Source organism: Dactylosporangium sp. NPDC005572, from assembly GCF_040605515.1.
Lineage (GTDB): Bacteria > Actinomycetota > Actinomycetes > Mycobacteriales > Micromonosporaceae > Dactylosporangium.
The window spans coordinates 1-26,864 of sequence record NZ_JBEXCY010000159.1; the positions used below are offsets into that span (position 1 = coordinate 1).

Annotated in this window: 27 protein-coding genes and 1 pseudogene; 6 read left to right on the forward strand and 22 right to left on the reverse strand. The window is 71.6% G+C overall.

The features are described from left to right. The 9 genes and pseudogenes from ABZS66_RS45040 to ABZS66_RS45080 all read right to left on the reverse strand — a co-directional run. The coding region (locus ABZS66_RS45040; protein WP_354769107.1) for an ABC transporter substrate-binding protein at nt 1-397 on the reverse strand (397 nt) is incomplete at its 3' end. Between the two features lie 155 nt (nt 398-552). After that, on the reverse strand, nt 553-1,422 hold the full coding sequence (locus ABZS66_RS45045; protein ID WP_354769059.1) for an alpha/beta hydrolase: 870 nt from the start codon (nt 1,420-1,422) through the stop codon (nt 553-555). Nucleotides 1,423-1,484: 62 nt separating this feature from the next. After that, the gene (locus ABZS66_RS45050) at nt 1,485-2,708 is read right to left on the reverse strand and encodes a glycoside hydrolase family 5 protein (RefSeq protein ID WP_354769061.1); all 1,224 of its coding nucleotides are present in this window, start codon (nt 2,706-2,708) and stop codon (nt 1,485-1,487) included. 186 nt (nt 2,709-2,894) lie between these two features. Further along, nucleotides 2,895-3,566, reverse strand: a complete 672-nt coding sequence (locus tag ABZS66_RS45055) for a response regulator transcription factor (RefSeq protein ID WP_354769063.1) — start codon at nt 3,564-3,566, stop codon at nt 2,895-2,897. After that, on the reverse strand, nt 3,563-4,591 hold the full coding sequence (locus ABZS66_RS45060) for an ATP-binding protein (RefSeq protein WP_354769065.1): 1,029 nt from the start codon (nt 4,589-4,591) through the stop codon (nt 3,563-3,565). Before ABZS66_RS45060 ends, ABZS66_RS45055 begins: the two co-directional genes overlap by 4 nt. A 6-nt stretch (nt 4,592-4,597) precedes the next feature. Next, nucleotides 4,598-6,103, reverse strand: a complete 1,506-nt coding sequence (locus ABZS66_RS45065; protein WP_354769067.1) for a hypothetical protein — start codon at nt 6,101-6,103, stop codon at nt 4,598-4,600. 17 nt (nt 6,104-6,120) lie between these two features. Further along, complete coding sequence (locus tag ABZS66_RS45070) at nt 6,121-7,734, reverse strand: glycosyltransferase family 39 protein (protein WP_354769069.1); 1,614 nt, start codon at nt 7,732-7,734, stop codon at nt 6,121-6,123. Continuing rightward, the gene (locus ABZS66_RS45075) at nt 7,724-9,001 is read right to left on the reverse strand and encodes a glycosyltransferase (RefSeq protein WP_354769071.1); all 1,278 of its coding nucleotides are present in this window, start codon (nt 8,999-9,001) and stop codon (nt 7,724-7,726) included. Before ABZS66_RS45075 ends, ABZS66_RS45070 begins: the two co-directional genes overlap by 11 nt. 85 nt (nt 9,002-9,086) lie before the next feature. Beyond that, nucleotides 9,087-9,458 (reverse strand): annotated as a pseudogene (locus ABZS66_RS45080) (GtrA family protein); the annotation flags it as partial. Between the two features lie 85 nt (nt 9,459-9,543). Here ABZS66_RS45080 and ABZS66_RS45085 point away from each other — a divergent pair. Genes ABZS66_RS45085 through ABZS66_RS45100 form a run of 4 tightly spaced genes read left to right on the forward strand, consistent with a single transcriptional unit; the run spans nt 9,544 to nt 14,009 of the window. Further along, complete coding sequence (locus ABZS66_RS45085; protein WP_354769073.1) at nt 9,544-10,191, forward strand: response regulator transcription factor; 648 nt, start codon at nt 9,544-9,546, stop codon at nt 10,189-10,191. Beyond that, nucleotides 10,188-11,093 carry a sensor histidine kinase gene (locus tag ABZS66_RS45090; RefSeq protein ID WP_354769075.1) on the forward strand — a complete coding sequence of 302 codons (906 nt, stop codon included), beginning with the start codon at nt 10,188-10,190 and terminating at the stop codon, nt 11,091-11,093. The genes ABZS66_RS45085 and ABZS66_RS45090 overlap by 4 nt, the downstream gene beginning before the upstream one ends. 34 nt (nt 11,094-11,127) lie before the next feature. After that, nucleotides 11,128-12,813 carry an FAD-dependent oxidoreductase gene (locus ABZS66_RS45095; protein ID WP_354769077.1) on the forward strand — a complete coding sequence of 562 codons (1,686 nt, stop codon included), beginning with the start codon at nt 11,128-11,130 and terminating at the stop codon, nt 12,811-12,813. After that, nucleotides 12,810-14,009, forward strand: a complete 1,200-nt coding sequence (locus ABZS66_RS45100; RefSeq protein ID WP_354769079.1) for a cytochrome P450 — start codon at nt 12,810-12,812, stop codon at nt 14,007-14,009. The genes ABZS66_RS45095 and ABZS66_RS45100 overlap by 4 nt, the downstream gene beginning before the upstream one ends. Here the strand turns inward: ABZS66_RS45100 and ABZS66_RS45105 are convergent. Then, nucleotides 13,960-14,685: a response regulator transcription factor gene (locus ABZS66_RS45105; RefSeq protein ID WP_354769081.1), complete on the reverse strand. Its 726-nt coding sequence runs from the start codon at nt 14,683-14,685 to the stop codon at nt 13,960-13,962. The genes ABZS66_RS45100 and ABZS66_RS45105 overlap by 50 nt on opposite strands. Beyond that, nucleotides 14,682-15,773: a sensor histidine kinase gene (locus ABZS66_RS45110; RefSeq protein WP_354769083.1), complete on the reverse strand. Its 1,092-nt coding sequence runs from the start codon at nt 15,771-15,773 to the stop codon at nt 14,682-14,684. The genes ABZS66_RS45105 and ABZS66_RS45110 overlap by 4 nt, the downstream gene beginning before the upstream one ends. A gap of 157 nt (nt 15,774-15,930) precedes the next feature. Between ABZS66_RS45110 and ABZS66_RS45115 the strand changes: the two genes are divergently transcribed. Next, nucleotides 15,931-17,178 (forward strand): hypothetical protein, encoded by a 1,248-nt coding sequence (locus tag ABZS66_RS45115; RefSeq protein WP_354769085.1) that lies wholly within the window; start codon nt 15,931-15,933, stop codon nt 17,176-17,178. 57 nt (nt 17,179-17,235) lie between these two features. Here ABZS66_RS45115 and ABZS66_RS45120 read toward each other — a convergent pair whose 3' ends face one another. The 9 genes from ABZS66_RS45120 to pgsA all read right to left on the reverse strand — a co-directional run bounded on the left by ABZS66_RS45120 (nt 17,236) and on the right by pgsA (nt 23,593). Continuing rightward, nucleotides 17,236-17,643, reverse strand: a complete 408-nt coding sequence (locus ABZS66_RS45120; protein WP_354769087.1) for a PIN domain-containing protein — start codon at nt 17,641-17,643, stop codon at nt 17,236-17,238. Next, a complete protein-coding gene (locus ABZS66_RS45125) occupies nt 17,640-17,927 on the reverse strand; it encodes a type II toxin-antitoxin system VapB family antitoxin (RefSeq protein WP_354769089.1) in 288 nt (95 codons plus the stop codon). The genes ABZS66_RS45120 and ABZS66_RS45125 overlap by 4 nt, the downstream gene beginning before the upstream one ends. A gap of 123 nt (nt 17,928-18,050) precedes the next feature. Then, nucleotides 18,051-18,806, reverse strand: coding sequence for a YebC/PmpR family DNA-binding transcriptional regulator (locus ABZS66_RS45130; protein WP_354769091.1), 756 nt, complete (start codon nt 18,804-18,806; stop codon nt 18,051-18,053). Nucleotides 18,807-18,811: 5 nt separating this feature from the next. Beyond that, nucleotides 18,812-19,423: a pyridoxal 5'-phosphate synthase glutaminase subunit PdxT gene (gene pdxT / locus ABZS66_RS45135; RefSeq protein ID WP_354769093.1), complete on the reverse strand. Its 612-nt coding sequence runs from the start codon at nt 19,421-19,423 to the stop codon at nt 18,812-18,814. Nucleotides 19,424-19,430: 7 nt separating this feature from the next. Next, complete coding sequence (gene pdxS / locus ABZS66_RS45140; RefSeq protein WP_354769094.1) at nt 19,431-20,339, reverse strand: pyridoxal 5'-phosphate synthase lyase subunit PdxS; 909 nt, start codon at nt 20,337-20,339, stop codon at nt 19,431-19,433. A 109-nt stretch (nt 20,340-20,448) separates the two neighbouring features. Then, the gene (locus ABZS66_RS45145; RefSeq protein ID WP_354769109.1) at nt 20,449-20,925 is read right to left on the reverse strand and encodes a hypothetical protein; all 477 of its coding nucleotides are present in this window, start codon (nt 20,923-20,925) and stop codon (nt 20,449-20,451) included. A 1-nt stretch (nt 20,926) separates the two neighbouring features. After that, entirely contained in the window at nt 20,927-22,057 is a 1,131-nt protein-coding gene (locus ABZS66_RS45150; RefSeq protein ID WP_354769096.1) for a glycosyltransferase family 4 protein, read from the reverse strand. 10 nt (nt 22,058-22,067) lie between these two features. Then, entirely contained in the window at nt 22,068-22,985 is a 918-nt protein-coding gene (locus ABZS66_RS45155) for a phosphatidylinositol mannoside acyltransferase (protein WP_354769098.1), read from the reverse strand. Next, entirely contained in the window at nt 22,982-23,593 is a 612-nt protein-coding gene (gene pgsA / locus ABZS66_RS45160; protein WP_354769099.1) for a phosphatidylinositol phosphate synthase, read from the reverse strand. The genes ABZS66_RS45155 and pgsA overlap by 4 nt, the downstream gene beginning before the upstream one ends. Before the next feature lie 193 nt (nt 23,594-23,786). Between pgsA and ABZS66_RS45165 the strand changes: the two genes are divergently transcribed. Then, complete coding sequence (locus ABZS66_RS45165; RefSeq protein ID WP_354769101.1) at nt 23,787-25,949, forward strand: elongation factor G-like protein EF-G2; 2,163 nt, start codon at nt 23,787-23,789, stop codon at nt 25,947-25,949. Between the two features lie 79 nt (nt 25,950-26,028). On the opposite strand, the gene ABZS66_RS45170 is transcribed toward ABZS66_RS45165, so the two are convergent. Together ABZS66_RS45170 and ABZS66_RS45175 are read right to left on the reverse strand one after the other, a co-directional pair. Further along, nucleotides 26,029-26,544: an HIT domain-containing protein gene (locus tag ABZS66_RS45170; RefSeq protein WP_354769103.1), complete on the reverse strand. Its 516-nt coding sequence runs from the start codon at nt 26,542-26,544 to the stop codon at nt 26,029-26,031. Further along, nucleotides 26,541-26,864 (reverse strand): His/Gly/Thr/Pro-type tRNA ligase C-terminal domain-containing protein (locus ABZS66_RS45175; protein WP_354769105.1); only part of this gene is annotated, 324 nt, incomplete at its 5' end. The genes ABZS66_RS45170 and ABZS66_RS45175, both read right to left, overlap by 4 nt.

Genomic DNA, 26,864 nt, shown 5'->3' on the forward strand with positions numbered 1-26,864 from the left:
GGCCGGAGATGAACAGCACCTTGTTCTGCGCGGCGAGCGGGGCCACCTGCCCGGCCACGCCGGACGAGGTGCTGCCGGCAATGATCTTGTATCCCTGGCCGATGAGGTCCTTGGCGGCGGAGACGGCCTTCGCCGGGTCACCGGCGTCGTCCACCTCCTTGACCTCGACGGGCCGGTTGCCCACCTTGCCGGTGCCCTTCGTGGCGTAGGCGAGGCCGGCCTTCCAGCCGTCGATGTACTGCTTGCCGTAGCTCGCCAGCGCGCCCGTCTGGGAGTACACAAGCCCGACCTTGATCGGCGCGCCGTCCCCGGCGGGCTCCTCGGCCGCTTCCTGAGGGCTGCTGCACGCCGCCGCGAGCGTCGCGGCAAGGGTCAACCCGAACGCCGCGAACAACACCCGCCGCGGCGCACTCGTCTGCCTGATCAACGCTTCCTCCGTGTGAACGCCTTGTTAAGGCCAGCGCCTGCTGGCGGTGTTCGCACACGCTAGGAGTGGCGTCGGGCACGGAGCTATGTGGGTGGCCCACACTAATCGACGGCGAGGGCCGGTCGTCAAGCACTCATCAGGTCGATGAACTCGCCGAGGACCGGCAGGAACCGCTCCGGCGGCGGCATGTGCCCGGCGCCGGGCACCACGATCAGGCCGTTGCGGCCGCGGTGCCGGCCGGACAGCCGCTCGCCGAGGACCGCCACCGAGCGCTCGACCGGGACGAGCTCGTCGGCGCCGCCGAAGATCGCCAGGATCGGGCAGGGCAGGAACGGCAGCAGGTCGGCCGGGTCGAAGGCGGCGTTGCGGGCGACGAACCCGAGGTCCTCGGCGGTCGCGTACGGCCCGTCGGCGACGTGCGGGTGCCACGGCTCGGCCCGCTGCGCCGCCTGCGCGCGCAGGACCGCCTCCGGCGCCTCGCCGGCCAGCAGCCGCGCGGCCCGCTCGTCGGCCCAGCGCAACCCGGCCTCGATCACCTCCGGGGACAGCCCGGCGGCGCGCATGGCCCGCTCCATCCGCACCCGCTCCTGCTCGGCCGGGGTGACCGCCGGGCCGGAGACGGTGACGACGAAGCCGACCCGGTCGGGCGCGGTGACGGCGGCCGCCAGGGCGACCCAGCCGCCCTGGCTGTAGCCGATGAGACCGGCCCGCTCGACGGCCGCCTCCCGGCGCAGCACCGCGAGGGCGGTCAGCGCCTCGGCGGCCCGGTCGGCGAACGACTGGGCCCGCCAGGTGTCCGGCTTGTCATGGCGCAGGGTCGCCACCCCCCGCTCGGCGAGCCAGGCCGGGACCACCTGCCAGGCGTCCCTGGTGGCCGGGCCCGACCCGTCGGACAGCACGAGGCCGGCCCGCGCGGGGCCGGCCGGCAGCATGACGACGCCCTTCAGGTCGCCGACCCTGACGTCGCGCTCCTCGAAGCGTTCTTCGATCGACATGAATCCTCCCCGCACCGCAAGGTAGCAGTGCGGGGAGGATCCCGCGGCCTTTACCGCTGCGCCTACTTGGGCGCGGAGGCCAGTGGTGCCTGGTAGGTCTTGAGCAGGTCGAGCTTGGCCTGGTCGACCGTCTTCCAGTCGTCCTTCAGGACCCCGCCGGTGTCGCCGGAGTTCGGGTTCCAGGACCAGTACGTGTAGCTGAGCCCGTTGTCCTTCAGGTACTTGACCAGGTTCTGCTGCCAGATCCCTTCCAGGTCCTTGTTGCCCTGGGCGTCCTTGTCGGCGACCGAGCGGCCACCGAACTCACCCATGAGCACCGGGGCGACGTTCTGCTTCACCAGGTAGCCGAACTGCTTGTCCCACAGCGCCGGCATGTTGGCCGGGAACGACGGGTCGTTGAACCACTGCTGGGACCAGACCTTCGGGCTGTAGTCGTGCGCGGAGTACACCAGCTTGGACTGGTCGGCGAGCTTCACCGGGTGCTTCGCCGCGCCCTGGAGGTTGCCGCCCCACCAGTAGCCGTTGCCGTCGTAGGACTCGATGCCCTCGACGATGATGAGCCAGTTGGGGTTGGCCTTGAGCACCGCGTTGCCGGCCCGCTCGGCGGCCGCCTTCCAGTCGGTCTTCTCGGAGCCGTCGCCCCAGGTGGCCTCGCCGTGCGGCTCGTTGTGCAGGTCGGCGCCGACGACGAGGGCGTTGCCCTTGTAGTGCTCGGCCAGCTTGACCCAGTCGGAGATCCACCGCTCCTCGCTGACCTTGTCGGTGTACCAGAGGTTGCTCTGGCCCTGCGAGGTCGGGCGGTGCCGGTCGAGGATGACCATCATGCCGCGCTTCGTGGCGCCCTCGACGACCTTGTCCATGATCTGCGGGCCGGTCAGGCCCTCAAGGTCGGGGTTGAGCGCGAAGTCGACGCCGGTCGGCTTGGCGGAGGCGTCGAACAGTTCGTTGCTGAACGGCAGCCGCATCGAGTTGAAGCCCGACGAGACCATCTGGTCGAGCATGTCGTCGAGCTTGCGCGACCACAGCCCGTGCGGGGCGAAGGTGTTGGTCTCCAGCCCGAACCAGTTCACGCCGGTGAAGGTGACCTCCTCGCCGCGGGCGTCGAGGATCTTGCTGCCTTCGGCGTGCAGCGGCATCTGCAGCCGCTGGCCGGCCTGCGCGTTCTCCGGCGTGACCTTCTTGTCGTTGTCCTTCAAGAGCGGCACCAGGGCGACGGCGACAGCGGCGACGACGACCAGCGCGGATATCCAGAGGATTTGAGTGCGACTGAGGGAAGTGCGACCCATGGAGTTGACCTGTCCTCACGTTCGAGACGGCCGCCCACGGGGGTGCGCGGGCGGCCGCCGAAACGATCGGCTGAGGGCGTGCGTTGCGCCGGGGAGAGAGCCCGGCGCTGCCGCTCAACCTGTCGGGCAGATCAAGACACTACGGAAATCGGAAATATGCAGTCAGCGTACAAATGTCGGATTTGTTTATGCACCAATCGTAGGAGCGTCCCACTCGGCGGCCCTGACGACGGCCTCCAGCTTCGATCGCGCGCCCATCTTGCTCAGCAGGTGGCGCACGTGGCTGCGGACCGTGGTGTAGCTGATGCTCAGCTCCCGCGCGATGTCACGGTTGTCCATGCCCTCGGTCATCAGGCTGAGGATCTGCCGCTCGCGCGGGGTGAGGCTATCAAGCCGTCGGGCGTGCTCCTCCGAGCGCCTGGACTCCTCGCGGCGGCGGGCCAGCAGCTTGGCCAGCTGGCGGGCCGGCACCAGGATCTCGCCGTCGACGGCTCGGCGCACCGCCTCGGCCACGTCGGCCCCGCCGGCGCTCTTGACCAGGTAGCCGGCCGCGCCCGCCTCCAGGGCGGTGATGATGACCTGGTCGCTGTCGTCGGCGCTGAGGAAGACGATCGCCACGTCGGGCTGGTGCGCCCGCAGGACCGCGGTGGCCTCGGCGCCGGTGCCGTCGGGCAGCCAGTAGTCGGCCAGCACGACGTCGACGTGCTCGACGTCGGCCAGGTGCTCGACCTCGCCGACGGAGCTGGCCAGGGCCACGACCCGTAGCTCCGGGTGCTCGTTCAGCAGCGCCGCGAGCCCTTCCGCCACCACCTGGTGGTCCTCGACGATCAGCACCCGGTAGGGCGGGCGACCATTCACGGGGAACCTCCCTTGGACTGCAGGTCCGCGCCGCGCGGCACCCAGAACGTCACCGTCGTCCCGCTGCCGGGCTCGCTGCCGATCCGGAACCATCCGCCGGCCAGCGCGGCGCGCTCCCGCATCAGGACGATCCCCAGGTGCCCAGGTTCGGGCTCGCCGAACGCCGACGAGCCCACCCCGTCGTCGACCACCCGGACCAGGTACCCGCCGTCCTGCTCGCCGAGGACCACGGTGCAGCGGTCGGCGTCGGCGTGCTTGCCCACGTTGGCCACGGCCTCCTGCAGCATGCGGTAGAGCAGCAGGCGGGTCGGCAGCGCGGGCTCCTCGGTGAGCCGGTTCTGCAGCTGTACCGCCAGGTCGTGGTCGTCCGCGAGCCCGTCGAGCAGGTCGCGGGTGGCGGCGGCGAGCCCGGCGTCCTCCAGCTTCGGCGGCCGGAAGTCGAAGATCAGCCGGCGCAGCCGCTCGGCCGCGTTGACCAGCGACTCCTCCAGCCGGCCGAGGATCTCCAGCTCGTCGGGGTCGCGCAGCCGCCGGCGCAGCTGCTGCACGCGCAGCATCGCCGCGGTGATCACCTGGAGGCTGTCGTCGTGGACGCCGGCCGCGATCCGGGCCCGCTCCCGCTCCTGGTTGAGGATGAGGTCGCCGAGCAGCTCACCCTGCTCCTGGCCGAGCCGCAGGAGCCGGGCGACGCGCTGCTCCAGCGTCGCCCGCGACGGCCCCGGCCCGCACTGGTCGTCGACGGCCAGCACGACCAGGCCGCTCGGGTCGCCCTCCAGGGTGCGGGCCCGCACGTCCACCGGCAGCTGGTGGCCGTCCGGCAGCAGCGCCGCCGCGGTGGTCGGCCGGTCGGGGCCGGCGCCCGGCCGCGGGTCGGCGAGGAACAGCTCGTCGACCCGCCGCCCGACGAGGTCGGCTGTCGAGCGGCGGAACAGCGTCTCGGCGGCCTTGCTGGCCAGGCGCACCACCCCGGCGGCGTCGAGCACGATCAACGCCTCCGGGGCGGCGCGGAACGCCTGCCAGTACATCCGCCGTCAGTTCTCCAGGCCCTTCGGCACCGTGTACGGCTTCGGCGCCGGGATGTCGACCGGGCCGCCGGACTTGTCCACCTTGAAGTTGACCTTCGCGACCGCGTCGCTGCGCTGGCCGTGCAGCTCGAACACGACGGTGTCCTCGGTGTTGCCGGGGATCGTGTACTGGCCGACGGCACGGGCCGTGCCCTTCTGGTCCACCCGGAAGGCCGAGACGAGCTGCGGCTTGGCGCCCTTCGCCGTCCTCACGTAGACGTGGACCGCCTCGTTCGGTGCGAACTGGGTGGCGTAGAAGTTCACCATCGTGCCGGGCAGGCCGCCGTAGGCGTTGGTGCGGGCCTGCGGCGTGAACGGCAGGATCGTGAAGCCGGTGGAGACGGCCGCGCGGCTCTGCTCGCCGATGAACACCAACGACTGGGAGCCCTTCAGCGCGTACGGCATGACCAGACCGGCGCCCTTGAACTTGCCGGCTTCGTCGGTCTCGACCGCCATCACCGGCTGCCCGCCGGCCGAGTTCAGCCGCACGAGCACCCGCTCGCCCGGCGCGAAGCCCGAGCCCGAGAAGCTGATCTTCTGGGTCGCCTTCACCGCGTACGGCGCGAGCTTGATCGACGGGTACAGCCGCAGCACCTGGAACGGCGCGCTGGCCGCCGCGCCACTGGTCTTGCCCACGACCACCAGACTCGTCTGGCCGACCGCCGTCACACCGACCTTGATCGGTGTCTTACCCACCGAGCCATCCTCGTCGGCGGTCAGGGTGAGGTTCGGCGTGCCGTTGATCCGGCCCCAGAACACGTTGAGCTGCTCACCCGGGGAGAACCCCTTCGCGGTCAGGTTGATCGTGTCGCCCGGTTTGCCGACGACGGCGGACAGCGTCGCCTGCCCGGCGCCCTGGGCGACCGCCGCGTCGGCCTTGGCCACCTTGTCGCTGCCGCGGGCCTGCGCGGTGACCTCCAGCACCGGCGTGGTCATCTTGTTCGGGAAGGTGAAGTTCAGGGTGAAGACCCCGTACTTGCCGGCCTTCGCGGTGCCGACCTGCTTCGGCTGGTCGGCGGCGGCCGGGGTCGCCTTGCCCTTCTTCGGCTTCGGGGCGGCGTCCGCCTGCGGCCCGAGGAACACGTCGACCATCGAGCCCTGGTCGAACCCGTTGCCCGACACGGTGACCGTGCCGCCCAGGCGCACCAGGCCCGGGTTGAGCGTGATCATCGGCGTGTCGCCGCCGTGCACGAGCACGCCGTTGAGGTCGATCGTCGGCGCCGGCGGCGCCTTGGTCTGCGGCGTGTCCGGCGTCGGCTCACTGCCGAACTTCGGCAGCCCCGGCGCCTCGATGCCCATCGCCGGCAGCACCGAGCGGCCCACCATGAGCAGCAGGAACGCGGCCGCGGCGGCCAGCAGGAGCCGGCGCGGCGATATCTTGATCTTGCGACGTCTCAGCGACTTCTTCCGGCGGTTGGCCGGACTGGTACGTGCGGTCGCCGGAGCCGCCCGGCGGCGTTTCAGGGTCTGCATCCTTCACTCCCGGCAACTCACGATGAGGTGGTACCGATCTTGATGATGGACAGCGAGACGTCACCCCGGGTCGCCTCCCACACGGTCTCCCCGTGCTGGTCGATCGCCTCGATGATCCAGGTCTCGCCGCCGCGCTCGAGTGCGTCGCGCATCTTGTTGGACATCACGACGTAGTCGACGTTCTCCCAGCTCATGTGGAAGATCTTGTCCCGCACGTCCGGGTCGGACGTGGCCTTGTAGTGCGAGTGGGCGTACTTGTACGGCGGGTCGTTGTCGTGCAGCGCGACCCAGACGTCGTCGTCGATGATGATTCGCGCGTTCGTCGGGATGTTCGCCTTGATCCACGCCACCTGCTCCTCCTGGAGCTGGGTGAGCGGCAGGCGGTACGCGTCGCTGAACTCCAGCTCGCCCTTGGTGTTGTACTTGACGAGGAACCCGCCCGGCATGACCAGCACCGGCACGAGCAGGCAGGCGACGAGCACCGCCGCGCCGGGCTGCTTGGTGCGCCGGGTGAGCCAGCCGAAGAACATGCCGAGGTTCATCGCGAACAGCGGGACCATCGGCGCGATGTAGAAGTCGAGCAGGGCGCTGCGGGTCAGGTAGAACCCGTAGCCGGCGGCCATCAGCGCCATGGCGAACATCGGCGGGCGGAGACGCTTGTTGTTGCGCCCCGCGAACAGGCACAGCAGCGTCACCGCCACGCCCGCGATGAGGATGTACTTGTCCTTGAACAGCCAGCTCTCCTTCAGCAGGTAGGAGAACGAGAGGCCGGTGCTCGTGTTCGAGTTGCGGTGCAGCTGCCACCAGACGGTGTACAGCAGGGACACGTGGTCGCCCGGGGTCGTGGACTCCAGGTTGAAGTTGAAGTTCTGCGGGAACAGCTCGTTCTTGATCTGGGCGAACAGCAGGTAGCCCACCACCGGCGCGAGCATGGAGAACCACCAGAAGCTGACCCCGAAGCGCCGGTTCGACTGTTCCTTCACCGTGCGGTGCAACAGGTAGGCGCAGCCCGGCAGCAGGAACAGCGCGTTCTCCTTGGTCACCAGCGCGAGGCCGAAGCACACCCCGGCGCCCATCGCGGTGACGATCCGCCCGTCCTTGCGGGCCAGCAGGTACAGGCCGAGCAGGATCCAGAACATCATGAGGTTGTCCAGCAGGACCTGGCGCTGGTAGTACACCCCGAGCGGGGACAGGTTGTAGACGAACGTGGCCAGGAACGCGGCCGGCATGCTGCCGCTGAAGCGCCGGACGATCTCGAACATCAGGAACACCGACGCCAGGTGCACGATGAGCATCAGCGCGCGGCCGGTGTTGAGGGCGTTGCCGAAGGCGTCGAACCCACCGGGCAGGATGCTGACCCAGCCGGCGATCGCCAGCCAGCCCATCGGCGCGTGGTCGTAGAAGTAGGTGTACGGCGAGAGCTTCGCCATGCGCAGGACGGCCCACGCCTGCTCCATGTAGATGCCCTCGTCGGTGAGGTACAGCGGGTAGCGGAACATGTTCCAGCCGTGGCTGACCAGGCCGATGAGCATGCTCAGCAGCACCAGCCAGCGGCCGCTGGCACCCAGCGGGTCCTTCCGCGGCTGCTTGACGACCGGGGACGCGGTCTGGGTGAGGACGTCAGCCGACATTGCTCAGCTCCGGGGCCTCGGTACGGTGGGCGCCCACGTGGGCGGTCTTCTCCCAGTTGGTGGCGCCGCGCATCTGCCGCCACAGGGCGCGGGCGGCCGCGTAGGACAGCACCATCTGGTACGGGAACCAGCCGATCGCCATCTTCACGACGGTGCCGGGGCCGGCCTTGAGCCCGTGCGCGCCGGTGAACTCGTAGAGCCCGACGACGGACATCACGAAGTGCGCGCCGAGCAGCAGCACCGGCAGCCAGGACAGCATCGCCACCGGGACCGGGACGGTCAGCACGAACGCGTTGAGCAGCGCCACCGGCAGGTAGATGCCGAGCATCGCCTGCACGTGCGGGAAGGCGAGGGTGTACCAGGCCAGGAACTTCTGCCGCCGGTTGGGCATCTGCTTCCAGGTGCCCTTGCCCAGCGTCTGCATGAAGCCCTGGCACCACCGGGTGCGCTGCTTGATGAAGCTCTGCAGCGTCGGCGGTGTCTCCTCTTTGGTCACGTAGCGGTCGTCGTAGACCACCCGCACCTTCTCGCCCATGCAGGAGACGCGCAGACCGATGTCGGCGTCCTCGGTCAGGTTGGTCTCGTCCCAGCCGCCGAGGCGCTCGATGAGCTCCCGCTGGAAGAAGACCGTGTTGCCGCCGAGCGTGATGGCGCCGTTCTTGGCGTGGTAGTGCAGCCGGCTCTTGAACCAGAAGAAGTACTCCAGCACGTTGAACGTCGAGTACCAGTTGGAGTCGAAGTTCATGAGCTGCACGCCGGACTGCACGACGGACACCTGCTCGGTGACCATGATGGTGTTGACGATGTCGAACAGCTCGGGCTGGACCTCGTCCTCGGCGTCGAAGATGGCCACGATGTCGTTCGTGGCGTACCGCAGCGCCGTGTTCAGCCCGTGCGGCTTGTTGATCGGGCCGTCGTCGAAGACGACCACGTCGACGTTGCCGCGCCCGGCCGCGCGCAGCCGGGAGATCTGGATCTGCGCCTGCTCGATGGTGCCGACGTCGTCCGCCGAGCAGACCACCAGGATCTGCACGAGGTGCGGCGGGTAGTCAGCGGACGCGGCGCGGGCGATGGTGGCTTGGATGACCTCCTCCTCGTGGCGTGCCGGGAGGATGGCGGTGAAGGAGAGTTGTGGCGTAACACGTTGATCGGGCACCCGCGCGTGCGCGTCCGCCTCGGGCTGGTCCCACGTGTAGATCATGAGATACAGGGCGTGCGCCGCCTGCACTGTCAGCAGCAATGAGATCAGGGTGACTGCGGTCAACACCACTTGCTCCATCGCTGCGTTCACTCCAAATCCACTTCGAGCTGACGGCGAAGTTCACCGCGAAGCCGGCACCGATGCCGACCAGGTTGGCGGGGAGGTAGTGCATGCCCAACCCGACCAGGAGCTGGACCACGATGACGTTGACCGGCAGCGCGGCGAGGCCGGCCAGACTGAAGTAGGCGAAGCGCTGCAGCGAGAGGCTGCGGCGGCGGAAGGTCCACAGTTCATGCAGGATGTAGTTGGAGACGAGGGCGATCTCGACGGCCGCGACCGTCGCGGGCAGAAGGGCCAGCCCGAGCAGGCCGTGCAGCACGAGCAGGGCGACGTTGTTCACGACGACACCGGTGACTCCCACGAGGGAGAACCGGCTGAGCCGGCGCAAGGAGTGCGTCACGCTCCCAACCGTGCCGACCCGGCGGCCCCCGGGGCATCCCGCCGCGGTCCCGCGGTGATCCACACCTTCGGTCTCCCCCAATCGGCGTAGTCCACCTGGTGCCCAGTGCGTGGTGATTCGCCCGATTCTCCGGGTATAAGCCGCGGCGATGAGTATCAGGATCTTGATTGCCGACGACCACGCGATGGTCCGCGAGGGCCTGCGCAGCTTCCTGTCGCTGAGCGCCGACCTGGAGACGGTCGGCGCCGCCGCCGACGGGCGGGAGGCCGTGACGCTGACCCACGAGCTGCGCCCCGACATCGTGCTCATGGACCTGTTGATGCCAGGCCTCGACGGGATCAGCGCGACCGCCGTCATCCGCCGGGAACTGCCGAGCGTCGAGGTGGTGGCGCTCAGCGGGTACCTCGAGCCGCAGCTCATCGCCGACGCCCTGCACGCGGGCGCGGTGGGCTACCTGCTCAAGGACACCGACGCCGAGGAGCTGCACCGGGCGGTCCGGGCCGCGGCGGCCGGCCAGGTGCAGCTGTCCCCGGCGGTGGCGGCCCGCCTGGTGCGCGACGTCCACGTGCCGACCACCCCGCCCCAGCTCACCCGGCGCGAGGAGGAGGTCCTGATCCTGCTGGCCCGCGGGCGGGCCAACGGCCAGATCGCCCGCGAGCTGCACATCGCGCCGCAGACCGTGAAGACCCACGTGAGCAACATCCTGTCCAAGCTCAACGCGGAGAGCCGCACCCAGGCGGCGCTCTACGCGATGCGGGTGGGGCTGGTCCCCGTGCACGCGGCGGCCCCGAGTTGAGCGCCGCGCTCGACGGGCTCTGTGCACTGGCCCGCGACCTGACCCGGGCCCGGTCGGCGCACGTCCTGGACGCCTCGCCGGCCGTGGTCGCCTCGGCCGGCCCCTCGGTCGACGTGGACCTCGACCTGGCCGCCCGCATCCTGCACCGTGGCCTCCCGGCCGCCGTCCGGCGCACCCTCTACGTCCCCGTCGACCCCGGCCTGCTGGTCGTCGTCGGGCGGCGCCGGGCGCCGCGGCCCCGGGAGGTGGCGCCGTTCGGGCCGCTCGCGCGGACGCTGCTCGCCGAGTGCGCCGGTCCGGTCCGGGAGCGCGAGCGGCTGGCCCGCGACCTGCACGACTCGGTCGTGCAGACGCTCTACGGCATCAGCCTCGGTGCCGGTACCGCGGCCGAGCTCATGCACGGCAACCTGGACCACGCGCAGGAGTCGCTCGCCTGGATTCAGGAGACGGCCGCGGCCGGCCTCACCGACCTGCGCGGCATCATCCTGCGGCTGCGGCCCGAGACGCTCGTCGGCGCCGGGCTCGCGACCGCCCTCAAGGGGCTGTTCGAGACCCTGCACGCCGTGCCCGGCCGGGACGGCTGGGGCCTGCAGCTCGACGCCGACCCGGTGGTCAGCCCCGAGGTGGAGGAGACGCTGTACCGCATCGCGCTGGAGGCGCTGGGCAACGCCGCCCGGCACGCGGGCGCCTCGCAGGTGACCCTGCGGCTGGCCGGCGACGACACGCACGTGGTCCTGGAGGTGATCGACGACGGGGTGGGGTTCGTCCTCGACGGGCCGCACCCGGGGCGGCTCGGGGTGCGCTCGATGCGCGAACGGGCCGCGCTCGTCGGCGGCCGGCTGGAGATCGACACGGCCCCGGGTGCCGGCACCGTGGTGCGGGCAGCCCTCCCGGCCGGGTGACCCCGGCGGGCCACCCAGGGGCGACCTTGGACCCATGCGCGTGGTTGTCGACCTCACCAAGTGCCAGGGGTACGCGCAGTGTGCGTTCCTGGCCCCGGCCGCCTTCCAGATGCAGGGTGACGAGGCTCTGCTCTACGACCCGGAACCGTCCGAGGAGCAGCGCGAGAAGGTGGGGCGCGCCGCGGCGGCCTGTCCTGTGCAGGCCATCCAGATCGACCGGCTCGCCATCCAGGACATGCCCCGGGTCGGCACGGCCGCCGCGAACGCGGCCCGGATCGTGGTCGTGGGCGCGTCGCTCGCCGGGCTGCGGGCCGCCGAGGCGCTGCGGGAGGAGGGCTTCCACGGCTCGCTCACGATGATCGACGACGAGCCGTACGAGCCCTACGACCGGCCGCCGCTGTCGAAGCAGGCGCTGAGCGGGCGGGTGCCGCCCGACGGCACCGCACTGCCGCACCGCGCCGACCTCGACGCGCGCTGGAAGCTCGGCATGCAGGCGATCGGGCTCGACCTGGCCGGCCGCCGGGTGCACCTGTCCGACGGCGCGGCGGTGCCGTTCGACCGGCTGCTCATCGCGACCGGCGTGCGGGCCCGCCCGTGGCCGGACCCGACCGAGGCGGCCCTCGACGGGATGTTCGTGCTGCGCACCCGCGACGACGCGCTGCGGCTGCAGCGGCGGCTCATGGGGCTGCCGTCGGCGTTCGGCCCGCCGATGGTCAACGCCGGGCCGGCGCCGGACGCCAGCGCCCACATCCGCGGGGACAAGCCTTCGGCACTCGGCGGCGAGCGGCCCGGCCGGGTGCTCGTGGTCGGCGCCGGCTTCACCGGGTCGGAGGTCGCCTCGACCTGCCGCCAGCTCGGGCTCGACGTCACCGTCGCCGAGGCCGCGCCGACCCCGCTCGCCGGTGCGCTCGGCGGGGTGATCGGGGCGATCGCCGCCGAGATCCAGGTGGAGCACGGGGTCGACCTGCGCTGCGGCACCACGGTCCTGGCCATCGAGGGCGACGCCGAGGGGCGGGTCCACCGGGCGCACTTCTCCGACGGCACCAGCCAGACGGTCGACGTCGTGGTGGCCGCGCTCGGCGGCATCCGCAACGTCGAATGGCTGCGCGACTCGGGCCTGGCCGTGGGACCGTGGGGCGTGGCCTGCGACGCCGGGTGCCGGGCGTTCGACGTCAACGGCCTGGTGACCGACGACATCTTCGTGGCCGGGGACGTCGCCCGGGCGCCGAACGCGATGTTCGGCTACCAGTTCCTGGCCCTGGAGCACTGGGCGAACGCGGTCGCCCAGGCCGAGGTCGCCGCGCACAACATGGTCAGCGACGAGTCGGACCGCTGGCCGCACCTGCACATGCCGCAGTTCTGGTCGCTGCAGTTCGGCAACAACATCAAGTCCGTCGGGGTGCCGACCTTCGCCGACCAGGTCGTCGTCACCCAGGGCTCGGTCGCGGAGCGGCGGTTCGCGGCCGCGTACGGGTACAAGGGCCGGCTCACCGGCGCGGTCACCTTCAACCACGCGAAGTGGCTGCCCTTCTACGAGCGGCTCATCGAGCAGGCGGCGCCGTTCCCGCCCCGGTTCGACACCGTCGACCAGCCCGACGACCTGCTGCCGGTCCCGGCGGCGGTGCCCGACCCGACCTTCCTGGCCCGCGACGCGACCGTCGTGGTGACCGGCCATGACCCGAGCGAGCGCCACGCCACCCTGTTGCGGAGGACTTCGTGACCACCACTGTCGGCTCGATCTTCGGCGCCGTCCTCGACCCGGTGAACCGCCACAACCCGTACCCGCTGTACACGGCGCTGCGCCGCACGCCGGTCAGCCGGGAGCCGGACGGCACCTACATCGTGAGCACGTTCCGCGAGATCTCGGCGCTGCTGCACGACCCGCGGATCAGCTCGGCGTACAACCCGGCCCGGGACGACCTGCACGCACAGATCGGGCTGCCGCCGAGCTTCCTGCGGCTCGACCCGCCCGACCACGACCGGCTGCGCCGCCTCGCCACCCGCCCGTTCGGCCCGCCGCACACCCCGCACCGCATCGACGACCTCCAGGCTCCCCTCGAAGGGATCGTCGAGCGGCTGCTCGGCGACTTCCCCGGCGCGACCGCCGACCTCGTGGACCAGTTCGCCTACCCGCTGCCGGTCCTCGTCATCACCCAGCTGCTCGGGGTGCCGATCGAGGACGAGCCGAGGTTCCGGGCCTGGATCGACACGGCGCTGCAGACGGTCGACCCGCACCGGGCCCGGCCGGACCAGGTCGACGCCGCACACGCGGCGTTCCGCGAGCTCGCCGACTACCTCGGCGAGCTCGTCGACCGGCGCACGGCCGAGCCGGGCGACGACCTGCTGTCCGCCCTGGCCACCGACGACGGGCCGGACGGGCGGATGACCCGCGAGCAGCTCGTGAGCACCGCCGTCCTGCTGCTCATCGCCGGCCACGAGACGACGGTCAACCTCATCGCGAACTCGGCGCTGATCCTGCTGCGCCAGCCGGTGTGGCTGGAGCGGCTCCTCGACGACCCCGGCCTCGTGGTGCCGTTCGTGGAGGAGGTGCTGCGCTGGGACCCGCCGGTGCAGTTCCTGCCCTGGCGCACCGCCCTGGCCGAGATCGAGCTGGCCGGCACGACGATCCCGAAGGGCGCGTCGATCACGCTGGTCCTGGCGGCCGGCAACCGCGACCCGCAGCACGTGACGGATCCGGACCGCTTCGACCCGCAGCGCCGGCCGGTGCCGCACCTGGGCTTCGGCGACGGCATCCACTACTGCTTCGGCGCGCCCCTCGCGCGGCTGGAGGCGCAGGTGGCGCTGCGCGGCCTGGCCCCGATGCTGGCCAACGCGCGGCTGCTGGAGGACCCTCCGGCGTACCGCATCAGCGCCGTGCTGCGCGGCCCGCGCCACCTGCGGGTGGCCCTGGACTAGCGGCTGCCTGACCGCCCGCTCTGACCAGGCCGGACTCGTAGGCGTAGACGACCGCCTGCACCCGGTCGCGCAGGTGCAGCTTCATGAGGACCCGCGCCACGTGGGTCTTCACGGTCGCCTCACCGACGGTCAGCGCCGCCGCGATCTCGCCGTTCGACCGGCCCTGCGCCATGAGGCGGAGCACGTCCGTCTCGCGCGGGGTCAGCTCGGCGAGCTCCGGCGGCGGCTGCGGGCCGGGCGTGCCGGCGAACGCCGAGATGACCCGCGTGGTGATGGCCGGGTCGAGCAGCGCCTCGCCGGCCGCCACCACGCGGATCGCGGTGATGAGGTGCTCCGGTGAGGAGACCTTGAGCAGGAAGCCGCTCGCGCCGGCGCGCAGCGCGTTGAACAGGTTCTCGTCCGTGTCGAACGTGGTGAGCACGATGATCCGCGGCGCGGCGGGGTGCTCCAGCAGGGCGCGGGTCGCCTCCAGGCCGTCCTGGCGCGGCATGGCGATGTCCATGAGGACGACCTCGGGGCGCAGCCGCCGGGCCAGGGCCACGGCCTCGACGCCGTCGCTGGCCTCGCCGACGACGGTCATGTCGGGCTCGGTCTCGATGACCATCCGCAGCCCGGCCCGCACCATCCGCTGGTCGTCCGCGATCACCACCCGGATGCTCCGGCCGCCGGTGTTCATGCCGCCACCAGCGCCGGGAGCCGGGCGTGCACCGCGTACCCGCCGTCCTGCTGCGGGCCGGCCGTGAGCTCGCCGCCGAAGAGGGCGGCGCGTTCCCGCATGCCGATCAGTCCCTGACCGCCGCTCGCGACGGGCGCGGGTGCGGTACCGCCCCGGTCCCGGACCACCAGGTGGACGCCGTCGGCGGCGTAGCGCACCTCGACCGTCACCCGGGTCGGTCCCGCGTGTTTCAGCACGTTGGTCAGCGCCTCCTGGACGATGCGGTACGCCGAGAGGTCCGCCGCCGGCAGCAGCGCGACCGGTGCGCCCTCCCGCCTCACGGTCACGGCCAGCCCGGCCTCGCGGACCTGGGCGATCAGTTCGTCGAGCCGGTCGAGGCCGACCGGCGCCGCGGTGGCACCGCCGTCGTCGCCGCGCAGCAGCCCGAGGGTGCGGCGCAGCTCCCCGACGGCGTCGCGGCCCGACGACTCGATGCTGCGCAGCAGCTCCCCGTCGACGTCGAGCCCGGCGTCGAGGCGGCGGCGCACCACGCCCGCCTGGATCACCATGACCGTGACGCTGTGGGCGACCATGTCGTGCAGCTCGCGGGCGATGCGCACGCGCTCCTCCATGACCGCCTCGCGGACCCGCTGCTCGCGGATCGCCGCCCGGACCGCAGCCGCGTCGGCGCTCTGCCGGTGCTGGTAGGCGAACCCGACGCCGAGCGCCCACGGCCCCATCGGGAAGAAGAGTGCACCCATCGGGTCGTCGGGGGCGACGCTCCAGAACGTCGCCGCCGTCGCCAGCGCCAGCCCCAGCCCGGCCCACCCCGGCCACCCGCTGCGCCCGATCGGCCGCTCCCGCCCCACCGTGTAGGCGGCGATGATCATGGCCGCGAGCTGCCACAGCCGGTACTCGTCCCGGACCAGGTTGGCCGCCACGCAGCTGGCGGCCAACGCGAGGAGCGGGACGTCGCGCCGCAGCGCGGTGAGCACCGCGAAGCCGGCGAGCGCGAACGGCCACCAGCCGCCCGGCATCCGGATCAGGGCCTCCTCGGCCAGGGCGAACGCCACGAACCCGCCCGCCACCCCGAGATCTCTGCTGCGCACGTCCTGACGGTAGGCGCACCTCCCCCGGATCCTCGCCCGTCCGCCGGATGACCGACGGTCCGCCCCGCGGGGGACCCCGGTTCGCCCGCGATGCGGGTTCGCCGCGGGCGCCGCGCTCGTAGCGTTCGCGGCTCCCACTACTTTGTCGAGGTTGTTGATGAGGTTCTTCCTGATATTGGCGCCCGTCGTGCTGGGCGTGGCGAGCGCGGTGGACCCGGCGCTGGGCTCGACCGGCGAGTTCTACGGCATCTACCGGGAGCATCCGGCAGCGATCGAGGCCCATTCGGTACTGCTGCACTGGGCGTGGATCCTGTTCGCCCTCGGTTTCGTGGCGCTGCTCGACCCGATCCGCCGCCGGGGCTCCGTGCTGGCCCGGATCGCCTGGGTCGCCACGGTGCTCGGCATGGTGACGTTCTCGGCGCTGATGGCGATCGACCTGTTCCTGCTGGCGCTGGAGCAGACGTTCGCCGACAACGGCACGGTCCAGCAGGTGAACCAGGCCTTCGGGGCGCTCGGCGCGTGGCCGACCGCCGGCTGGCAGATCCCCGGCACGGTGGGCTGGGCGCTCGCGCTGATCCTGACCCCGATCGCCGCGGCCCGGGCCCGGGTCATCTCGTGGTGGACGGCGGGCGCGGCGCTGGTGGGCACGGCGCTGTACCTGCAGTTCGGTATCGAGCCGATGCCGTGGTGCCTGGCCGGGCCGGTGGTGATGACCGGCGCGTACTTCGTGGCGTTCCGCTCGCTCGGCTCGCATGCGGCCCCGGCCGAACCGGACACCTTCGGGGCATTTCGCGTGCGGTTCGGCCGGGTGTGCATGATCCTGGCCCCGCTGTCCTTCGCGGTCGGCCTGGCGACGGTGCCGGGCTTCGAGCCGGACCCGGCCCAGCTGGTGCTGCACCCGGCCCAGTCCCAGGCGAGCGCGTTCTTCCTGCACCTGGGCTGGCTGCTGTTCATCCCGGCGGTGCTGACCCTGATGCGCGGCGGCGGCCGCTTCGCCCGCATCGCCGGCGTGGTCACGGTCCTGGCCCTGGCCAACTTCAGCGGCCTGATGGTGGGCGACTACGCCGACCTGGCCGCACGCCAGGTCCTCACGCCGGAGGAGGCGACGCGGGTCTCGGACGCGATGGGGACGTACTACGGCTTCGCCTTCGGCTGGATCATGTTCGGCATGGTCGGCACCCTGCTGGGCCTGATCCTGGTGGCGGTGGCGACGACGCTGGACGGCCGCTCCCGCTGGTGGGTCCCGGCCCTGGTGGGCGCGGGCGTGGTGGCCTTCCTGGCGCTGGGCGTGGGCCCGCTGAGCCTGCTGAGCCCGCTGCTGTTGCTGGCCGGCTTCGGCCTGCTGGCCCGCGGCCTGACCCCGGCCCGCGCGGCCACGGACCCGGTACCGGTACCGGCGGCCTGACACCGCGGGGCGTGCGGCATCCCGGCCTCGCCGTCGCCGGGATGCCGCACGCGCCGCTCAGGCCGGGACGGCGCTGATCCGTTGCTGGCGCAGCTCGGGCACGTGCCGCGCGATGGTCTCGAAGTCGCCGTCCTCGTGCAGGACGACCAGCTTGAGGCGGATCGCGGTGGCCGCGATGACCAGGTCCGCCACCGAGACGTCCTGGTAGACGCTGGGCTCGACAAGCTCGTGCCGGATCGCCGACACCATCTGCCAGATGTTGTCCGGAATCGTCGCCCACGGATATGTCTCGCAGACATCCCGCTCGAGCTCGAGATACTGCTTCGCGTTGGCGACCGTGAGCAGCTCGGTCAATGCAGGCTCACTGATCGTCACAAGTCCGCGATCCACGGCGTCCCGCCATGCCCGGCTGACCTGACGCCGGTAGATCCGGACCAGGGCGCTCGTGTCGGCAAGGTACTTCACTGGTCCACCTCATCGATCCGGTCGAAGTCGAACGCGCCCTCGTCAGCCAGCTTCTGCACCCGCTCCAGCGCCTCCCGGCGCTGTAGGCGTTTGCGTTCGACGTACTCGCGGAGGACGCCGTTGAGGATCTCGTTGCGCGAGGTCACGCCGAGGCCCCGGCCGGCCTCGGCCAGCAGTTCCTCGTCGATCGGGGGCTCGTCCTGCATGGCAGGAGTCTCGTCGGGGTTCACGTCGTCGGTCTCGGATTCGGAGTCGGTGTCCGCCGTGATGACGGTTTGGGTCATGGTCCCACCTCCCTCCCGCACTCTACTGGCCCTATGGCCCTATTATCAAATCAGCTGCTGAAACACGTGTGGCGCCCGTCGCGGTTTCCCGCGAGGGCGCCACACGAGCAGTGGTCCGGTCGGTCAGGCCTCGACCAGCGCCATGACCTCGTCGGAGACGTCGAAGTTGGCGTAGACGTTCTGGACGTCGTCGCAGTCCTCCAAGGCGTCGATGACCTTGAAGACCTTGCGGGCGCCCTCCTCGTCCAGGGCGACCGTGACGCTCGGGACGAACGAGGACTCGGCCGACTCGTAGTCGATGCCGGCCTCCTGCAGGGCCGTGCGGACCGGGATCAGGTCGGAGGCCTCGCAGATGATCTCGAAGGCCTCGCCCAGGTCGTTGACCTCCTCGGCGCCCGCGTCGAGGACGGCCAGCAGGAGGTCGTCCTCGGTGAGGTCGCCGGCCTTCGGGACGATGATCACGCCCTTGCGGCTGAACATGTACGACACCGAGCCCGCGTCGGCCAGGTTGCCGCCGTTGCGGGTCAGTGCCACGCGGACCTCGGTCGAGGCGCGGTTGCGGTTGTCCGTCAGGCACTCGATCAGGATCGCGACGCCGTTCGGGCCGTAGCCCTCGTACATGGCGGTCTGCCAGTCGGCGCCGCCGCCGATCAGGCCCGAGCCGCGCTTCACCGCGTTGTTGATGTTGTCGTTCGGTACCGAGTTCTTCTTCGCCTTCTGGATGGCGTCGAAGAGCGTCGGGTTGCCGGCGGGGTCACCGCCGCCGGTGCGCGCGGCGACCTCGACGTTCTTGATCAGGCGGGCGAAGAGCTTGCCGCGCTTGGCGTCGATGACCGCCTTCTTGTGCTTGGTCGTCGCCCATTTAGAGTGCCCGGACATCTCCTCTAACCCTCCGTCGTCTGGCCCGCCTCGCGCACCATCTCCACGAAGTACCGATGGACTCGGAGGTCGCCGGTGAGCTCGGGGTGGAACGCCGTCGCGAGCAGATGCTGCTGCCGAACCGCAACGATCCTACCGGCGGCGGGCCCGTCGCTCACACGACCCAGCACCCGCACGCCGTCGCCCACCGACTCTACCCAGGGCGCACGGATGAAGACAGCCGAGAACGGCCCGCCGTCGATGTCCTCGATCTCGACCGTTCCCTCGAACGAGTCCACCTGGCGGCCGAACGCGTTGCGGCGGACCGTCATGTCGATGCCGCCGAACGGCACCTGGTCGGCGCGGGCGTCGAGCAGCCGCTCCGCCAGCATGATCATGCCGGCGCAGGAGCCGTAGACCGGCATGCCGCCGGCGATCCGCTTGCGGATCGGCTCGAGCAGGCCGAACTCCACCGCCAGCTTGCTGATCGTGGTCGACTCGCCACCGGGGATGATCAGCGCGTCGACCGAGTCGAGCTCGTCCGGGCGGCGCACCGGCCGCCCGATCGCGTCGCAGTCGGCCACGGCGTGGAGGTGTTCGCGGGTATCGCCCTGGAGGGCGAGCACACCGATGATCACGTAGCGGTCACCAGCCCCGCTCGGCGAGGCGGTGCGGCACCGGGATGTCGGCGACGTTGATGCCGACCATGGCCTCACCCAGGCCGCGGGAGACCTTGGCGAGCACGTCGGGGTCGTCGTGGAACGTGGTGGCCTTGACGATCGCGGCCGCGCGCTGGGCCGGGTTGCCCGACTTGAAGATGCCGGAGCCGACGAAGACGCCCTCGGCGCCGAGCTGCATCATCATCGCCGCGTCGGCCGGGGTGGCGATGCCGCCGGCGGTGAACAGCACGACCGGCAGCTTGCCCGTCTCGGCGATCTCCTTCACCAGATCGTAGGGCGCCTGGAGCTCCTTGGCCGCCACGAACAGCTCGTCCTCGGGCAGCGAGGTGAGCCGGCGGATCTCCTGGCGGATCTGGCGCATGTGGGTGGTGGCGTTGGACACGTCGCCGGTGCCGGCCTCACCCTTGGAGCGGATCATCGCCGCGCCCTCGGTGATGCGGCGCAGGGCCTCGCCGAGGTTGGTGGCGCCGCACACGAACGGGACGGTGAACGCCCACTTGTCGATGTGGTTGCTGTAGTCGGCCGGGGTGAGCACCTCGGACTCGTCGACGTAGTCGACGCCGAGGGCCTGGAGGATCTGCGCCTCGACGAAGTGGCCGATGCGCGCCTTGGCCATGACCGGGATCGAGACGGCGCTGATGATGCCGTCGATCATGTCGGGGTCGCTCATGCGCGACACGCCGCCCTGGGCCCGGATGTCGGCCGGGACACGCTCAAGCGCCATGACCGCGACCGCGCCGGCATCCTCGGCGATCTTGGCCTGGTCGGGGGTGACGACGTCCATGATGACGCCGCCCTTGAGCATCTCGGCCATCCCGCGCTTGACGCGGGCGGTGCCCGTGACGGGCGAGCTGGATGTGGGCGACTCGGACACGGCGCAGCACTCCTCACGAAAATTCTTGGATTCACCCCAAGTTTACGCCTGTCACCCGGACGCCCCGACGTCCAATGCCGACCCCGCGGCCCACGAACGGGGCGTCGGGTCAGGTCAGCGACGGGTCGTCGACGTCGAAGTACGCCGGGCGGGGGTGCTTGCGGGCCAGGCGGAACACCCGGATCAGCGGGCGGCGGCGGACCGCGAGGGCGTCGCGCACCACGTCGTTGTGGACCTGGCGGGCCAGTGCCACCCGGCGGCTGACCTGGACCAGCTGGTCCAGGAAGTCCGGCGGCGCGCCGTCCACGGTGCGCAGGTGGCGGGTCAGGTCGTTCTCGGCCACCTCGCGGTCGTCCGGGGCGGCGTCCAGGGCGATCCGCGCCGCGTACATCAGCGTCGGGAGCTGGGCGGCCTCGGCCAGGGCGACCGCGGCGGCGGCGCGGCGGACCAGGTGGGCGTCGAGCGTGGCGTACGCCGCCGAGGCGCGGGCGTGCAGGCGGTCGACGCGGGCGGCGAGCCAGGTGAGGTACGTCGCGATCACCACCACCACCGCCACCACGGCGATCACCCACCACATGCGGCGCAGCCTACGGGACCGACTCCTGGACCGTCGCTCCGGCGACCTCGATCGCGGTCGAGTACACCTCCAGGACGCGCTCGGCGACGACCGGCCAGTCGTAGGCGGCCACCACCTCGGTCGCCCGGGCGGCCAGGGCGGCGCGGCGGGCCGGGTCGTCGAGCAGCGCACCGGCGACGCGGGCCAGTTCCGCGGCGTCACCCACCGGGAACAGCGCGCCGGCCCGGCCGCCGTCGAGGACCCGGCGGAAGGCGTCGAGCTCGCTGGCCACGACCGGGGTGCCGGCCGACATCGCCTCGGTGAGGATCATGCCGAACGACTCACCGCCGGTGTTCGGGGCGACGTACAGGTCGACGCTGCGCAGCATCCGCGCCTTGTCCTCCTCGGAGACCTTGCCGAGGAACACGATGCGGTCACGCACCGCGACGGGCACGTCCTCGAGCGCCTCGGACGGGTCACCCGGGCCGGCCACCAGCAGGCGCAGCCCCGGGCGCTCACCGACGAGCGACGAGAACGCGCTCACGAGGTACGGGAAACCCTTCCTCGGCTCGGTGAACCGGCCGAGGAAGCCCAGCGCGCCCTCGCCCGGCCACCCGTCGAGGGGCTCGGCGGTGCGGTACTTCGACACCTGCACCCCGTTGGGGATCTCCCACGCGCTCCCGCCCAGGTGCTCGACCTGGACCTTGCGCGCCAGCTCGCTGACCGCGATCCGCCCGGTGATCTTCTCCAGCACCAGTTGCAGCACGCCCTGCGCGGCCGCGAGCGCGCGCGAGCGGGTCATGGCGGTGTGGAAGGTGGCGACGACCGGGCCGCGCGCCGACAGCACCGCCAGCATCGACAGGCTCGGGATGAGCGGCTCGTGGACGTGCAGCACGTCGAAGCGGCCGGCGGCCAGCCAGCGCCGCACCCGGGTGGCCGAGATCAGCCCGAACGACACGCGGGCGACCGAGCCGTTGTAGGGCACCGGGACCGTGCGGCCGGCCGGCACGACGTAGGGCAGCGTCATGCTCTCCTCGTCGCCGGGCGCGAGGACGCTGACGTGGTGTCCCAGGGCGATGAGCGTCTCGGCCAGGTCGCGGACGTGGTTCTGCACGCCGCCGGGCACGTCGAACGAGTACGGGCAGACGATGCCGATGCGCACGGACCCCTCCTCAGCCCACGGTGCTCTTGGCCGGCTCGTCGAGCCAGAGCCGCTGCAGCATGTGCCAGTCCTCCGGGTGGCGCGCGATGCCCTCGGCCAGGTGATCGGCGATCCGCTGGGTGGTCAGCCGCACGCGCACGTCGAGCGGCCCCTCGCCGGCCGCCGGCAGCTCGATCGGGCCGACCAGGCGGCCCGCCGCCGCATCCGCATCGAACCACATCTCGACGACGTACAGGGGCGCGCCGGTGCGCAGGGCGAGCAGCGCCGGTCCGGCCGGCATCCTGGTCCGGCCGCCGAAGAACCCGACCTCGACGCCGCGGGCGGTGAGGTCGCGGTCGGCGAGCAGCGGCACGACGGCCCCGGCACGCACGCGCTCCTCCAGCACGTCGAACGACGGGCGCTCGCCGCCGTTCGTCGGCAGGATCTCCATACCCAGGGAGCGGCGGAAATGCAGGAACCTGAGGTACACACTCTCGGGTTTGAGGCGCTCGGCGACCGTGGTGATCGGCCAGCCGTTCGCGGCGACCCAGGCCCCGGCGGCGTCCCAGTTGCCGGCGTGCGGGAGGGCGACGACCGACCCGACCCCGGCCGCCACGTTCTCGCCGAGCAGGTGGCCGCGCTCCAGCCGGAAGCCGCGCAGGATCTGCTCCTTCGAGCGGCCCGGGAGCTGGAGGGCCTCCAGGTAGTAGCGCCCGTACGAGCGCAGGGCCCGGTGCAGCAGCGCCGCGAACTCCGGCTCCGGCATCTCGGCGCCGACCACCCGGCGGAGGTTGGACGCGAGCATCGCGGTGCCGCGGCCGGCCCGGCCGCGCCGGTACGCGCGGGCGCCACGGGCGGCGACCGCGCCGACGACCGGCCACACCGCAGCCCGGGGCAGCTTCGGCAGCAGCGTGAACGCGGCGCCGTAGCCGACCTCGACCAGGCTCATCGGGCGTGCGCCTGGCGGTACACCTCGGCCATCCGCTGGCCGATCGTGACGATCGACAGCGCGCCGAGCACCCACATGACGATCTCCAGCCCGTAGGGCACGCCGAAGCCCCAGAGCACGCCGCCGATGCCGATGCCGACGAGCCGCTCGGCGCGCTCGATGAGCCCGACGTTGGCGGTCATCCCCAGGCCCTCGGCGCGGGCCTTCACGTACGAGACGACCTGGCCGGTGAGCAGGCACAGCAGGGCGGCCGCGACGAGCCGCGGCTCGTGCTCGGTGGCGTACCAGTAGGCGATCGAGCCGAAGATCGCGCCGTCGGCGACCCGGTCCATGGAGGAGTCGAGGAACGCCCCGAACTTGTTCGTGATGCCCCGCTGCCGGGCCATCGCGCCGTCGATCATGTCGGTGAGGCAGCTCAGGGTGATGATCACGAGCGCGATGACGAAATGCCCCCGCGTCGCGAAGCCGAGTGCGCCGACGAGCACGCCGATGGTGCCGGCGACGGTGACCGCGTTTGGGGTCACTCCGGCGCGCAGCAGCGCGGCGGCGACCGGGTCGACGAGGCGGGCCAATGAGGCCCTGCTGACTACGCTGAAGATCTTCGCCATGGCGCTCTCACGATAACCGCGGTCGAGCTTGCCGGATACCAGCCCGTGGGCCTGCTCACGGTGCTTGAGTAAACCTCAGGTCGTGATGAGCGCCGGCGGGCTTGTGTCGGTGAAGTTTCGGGTGTGGGATCGGTGAACAGGTCGTGACTGTGAGACTGCTCACAGAAGGCATGCTCCAGACGGGAGGCGCGTAATGGCGCAAAAAGTCCAGGAGAAGGGGGTCACCGGCACCACGCCGGTGGTTGATGACCCCGGCAGGGTACGCAACGTGGTGATCGTCGGGCACTCCGGATCCGGCAAGACGACGCTGGTCGAGGCGCTGCTCGCGGCGACCGGCACGATCGGCCGGGTGGGCGCGGTGACCGAGGGCACCACGGTCACCGACCATGATCCGGCGGCGGTGAAACAGCAGCGCTCGGTGACGCTGTCCTGCGCCCCGCTGACGCACGGCGACATCAAGGTCAACCTGCTCGACACGCCCGGCTACGCCGACTTCGTCGGCGAGTTGCGGGCCGGGCTGCGGGCGGCCGACGCGGCGCTGTTCGTCGTGTCGGCGGTCGACGGCATGGACGCGGCGACGGCCGCGCTCTGGGAGGAGTGTGCCGCGGTCGGCATGCCCCGCGCGGTGGCGGTCGCCCGCCTCGACCACCAGCGCGCCGACTTCGACGAGGCGCTCGAGCGCTGCCAGGAGGTGTTCGGCGACAACGTCATGCCGCTGTACCTGCCGATGCTCGGCGACGACGGCGCGTCCGTCGACGGCCTCATCGGCCTGATCACCCAGCGGGTCTTCGACTACTCCGAGGGCTTCCCGCCGCAGGTGCGCGATCCCGATCCGCAGCACCTGCCGGCGATCGAGGAGTCGCGCAACACGCTGCTGGAGGGGATCATCGCCGAGAGCGAGGACGAGACCCTGATGGAGCGGTACCTCGGCGGCGAGGACATCGAGACCGGTGTGATCATCGACGACCTGGAGAAGGCCGTCGCGCGCGGCACGTTCTACCCGGTCGTGCCGGTGTGCGCCGAGACCCGCGTCGGGCTCGATGCGCTGCTGGAGGTGCTGACCAGCGGGTTCCCGTCGCCGCTGGAGCACACGGTGCCGCCGGTGACCGACCTCGACGGCAACCCGCACGCGCCGCTCAAGTGCGACCCGGGCGGCCCGCTCATCGCCGAGGTGGTGAAGACGACGATCGACCCGTACGTCGGCCGCGTCTCCCTCGTGCGTGTCTTCTCGGGCACGCTGCGCCCGGAGCATCCGGTCCACATCTCGGGCCACGGCATGGCCGAGCGCGGCCATCCCGACCACGACGCCGACGAGCGTTTCGCGCACCTGTTCTCGCCGCTGGGCGCGAACCTGCGCGAGGTGCCGTACGCGGTCGCGGGCGACCTGGTCGCGATCACCAAGTCCGGGACGGCGGAGACCGGCGACACGATCTCCGGCAAGGACGACCCGATGCTCATGGCGCCCTGGGTGATGCCGGAGCCGCTGCTGCCGATCGCGATCGTCGCCAAGACCCGCTCGGACGAGGACGCCCTGGCCAAGAACCTGGGGCGGCTCGTGGCGGGCGACCCGACGCTGCGGCTGGAGCGCAACGCCGAGACCCACCAGCTGGTGCTCTGGTGCATGGGTGAGGCCCATGCGGATGTGGTACTGGACCGGCTGCGCGCCGGCGGGGTCGAGCTCGACACCGAGCCCGTCAAGGTCGCGCTGCGCGAGACGTTCGCGGCGCCGAGCCAGGGCCACGGCCGGCACGTCAAGCAGTCCGGCGGCCACGGGCAGTACGCGGTCTGCGACATCAAGGTCGAGCCCCTGCCGCGCGGCACCGGGTTCGAGTTCGTCGACAAGATCGTCGGCGGCGTCGTCCCGCACAACTACATCCCCTCGGTCGAGAAGGGCGTCCGGTCGCAGATGGAGCGCGGCATGGTCGCCGGCTACCCGGTCGTCGACGTGCGGGTGACGCTCGTCGACGGCAAGGCGCACTCGGTCGACTCCTCCGACGCGGCGTTCCAGACGGCGGGCGCGCTCGCGCTGCGCGAGGCCGCCGAGCACGGCCAGACGACGCTGCTCGAACCGATCGACGAGGTGACCATCCGGATCCCCGACGAGTTCGTCGGCGCGGTCATGAGCGACCTGTCCGGCCGCCGCGGCCGGGTGCTGGGCAACGAGCCCGACCCGGCCGGCCACGAGCGGACCCTGGTCCGCGCCGAGGTCCCGGCGACCGAGCTGGTCCGCTACGCGGTCGAGCTGCGGGCGATGACGTCGGGCGCCGGCACGTTCAGCCGCGCGTTCGTCCGGCACGACCCGATGCCGTCCCACCTGGCCGAGACCGTGAAGAAGGAGCACGCCGGCGCCCGCTGACCCACCCCGGCCCGGCGTGCCCCTTTCAAGGGGTGCGCCGGGCCGCGGACCCGTCGTTCGGCGCGATCGCGCGGATCCGCTAGTTCGGCCAGGACTCGGCCAGCAGCTTCCGGGTGTCGGTCAGCAGCTGGGGCAGGACCTTGGTGCGGCCGACCACCGGCATGAAGTTCGTGTCGCCGCCCCACCGCGGCACGATGTGCTGGTGCAGGTGGGCGGCGATGCCCGCGCCGGCCACGGCGCCCTGGTTCATCCCGAGGTTGAACCCGTGCGCCCCGCTGACCTTGCGGACCGTGCGCATCGCGGCCTGGGTGAACGACGCGACCTCGGCCGTCTCGCCGTCGGTCAGGTCGGTGTAGTCCGCGATGTGCCGGTAGGGCACGACCATGAGGTGGCCCGGGTTGTACGGGTAGAGGTTGAGCACCGCGTAGACCAGCGTCCCCCGGGCGACGACGAGGCTGTCCTCCTCCGGCAGGCCGGGCGCCCGGCAGAACGGGCACCCGGTCGGCTCGTCGTGGTCGCCGGCGCGGTCCTCCTTGATGTACGCCATCCGGTGCGGCGTCCAGAGGCGCTCGAGGTCGTCCGGGACGCTCGTCATGACGCCGTCGGGCCCTCGTTGACGCGGGAGCGGACGATCTCGGCCACGTGGGCGACGGCCTCGTCGAGCGGGACGCCGTTGCGCTGGGAGCCGTCGCGGTACCGGAAGGAGACCGTGCCGGCCGTGACGTCGTCGTCGCCGGCGATCGCCATGAACGGCACCTTCTGCTGCTGGGCCGTGCGGATCTTCTTCTGCATCCGCTCGTCGGAGTGGTCGACCTCGACCCGGATGCCCGCCTGGCGCAGCCGGGCGGCGAACCCGTCGAGGTACTCGCCGTGGTCGGCCCGGATCGGGATGCCGACCACCTGCACCGGGGCGAG

Excerpts from the sequence above, each read along its gene's own strand:
- ABZS66_RS45045 (WP_354769059.1), bottom strand. The coding sequence starts at position 1,422 with ATGTCGATCGAAGAACGCTTCGAGGAGCGCGACGTCAGGGTCGGCGAC.
- ABZS66_RS45050 (WP_354769061.1), bottom strand. The coding sequence starts at position 2,708 with ATGGGTCGCACTTCCCTCAGTCGCACTCAAATCCTCTGGATATCCGCG.
- ABZS66_RS45060 (WP_354769065.1), bottom strand. The coding sequence starts at position 4,591 with ATGTACTGGCAGGCGTTCCGCGCCGCCCCGGAGGCGTTGATCGTGCTC.
- ABZS66_RS45065 (WP_354769067.1), bottom strand. The coding sequence starts at position 6,103 with ATGCAGACCCTGAAACGCCGCCGGGCGGCTCCGGCGACCGCACGTACC.
- ABZS66_RS45070 (WP_354769069.1), bottom strand. The coding sequence starts at position 7,734 with ATGTCGGCTGACGTCCTCACCCAGACCGCGTCCCCGGTCGTCAAGCAG.
- ABZS66_RS45085 (WP_354769073.1), top strand. The coding sequence starts at position 9,544 with ATGAGTATCAGGATCTTGATTGCCGACGACCACGCGATGGTCCGCGAG.
- ABZS66_RS45095 (WP_354769077.1), top strand. The coding sequence starts at position 11,128 with ATGCGCGTGGTTGTCGACCTCACCAAGTGCCAGGGGTACGCGCAGTGT.
- ABZS66_RS45105 (WP_354769081.1), bottom strand. The coding sequence starts at position 14,685 with ATGAACACCGGCGGCCGGAGCATCCGGGTGGTGATCGCGGACGACCAG.
- ABZS66_RS45115 (WP_354769085.1), top strand. The coding sequence starts at position 15,931 with ATGAGGTTCTTCCTGATATTGGCGCCCGTCGTGCTGGGCGTGGCGAGC.
- ABZS66_RS45125 (WP_354769089.1), bottom strand. The coding sequence starts at position 17,927 with ATGACCCAAACCGTCATCACGGCGGACACCGACTCCGAATCCGAGACC.
- ABZS66_RS45130 (WP_354769091.1), bottom strand. The coding sequence starts at position 18,806 with ATGTCCGGGCACTCTAAATGGGCGACGACCAAGCACAAGAAGGCGGTC.
- ABZS66_RS45155 (WP_354769098.1), bottom strand. The coding sequence starts at position 22,985 with ATGAGCCTGGTCGAGGTCGGCTACGGCGCCGCGTTCACGCTGCTGCCG.
- pgsA (WP_354769099.1), bottom strand. The coding sequence starts at position 23,593 with ATGGCGAAGATCTTCAGCGTAGTCAGCAGGGCCTCATTGGCCCGCCTC.
- ABZS66_RS45165 (WP_354769101.1), top strand. The coding sequence starts at position 23,787 with ATGGCGCAAAAAGTCCAGGAGAAGGGGGTCACCGGCACCACGCCGGTG.
- ABZS66_RS45170 (WP_354769103.1), bottom strand. The coding sequence starts at position 26,544 with ATGACGAGCGTCCCGGACGACCTCGAGCGCCTCTGGACGCCGCACCGG.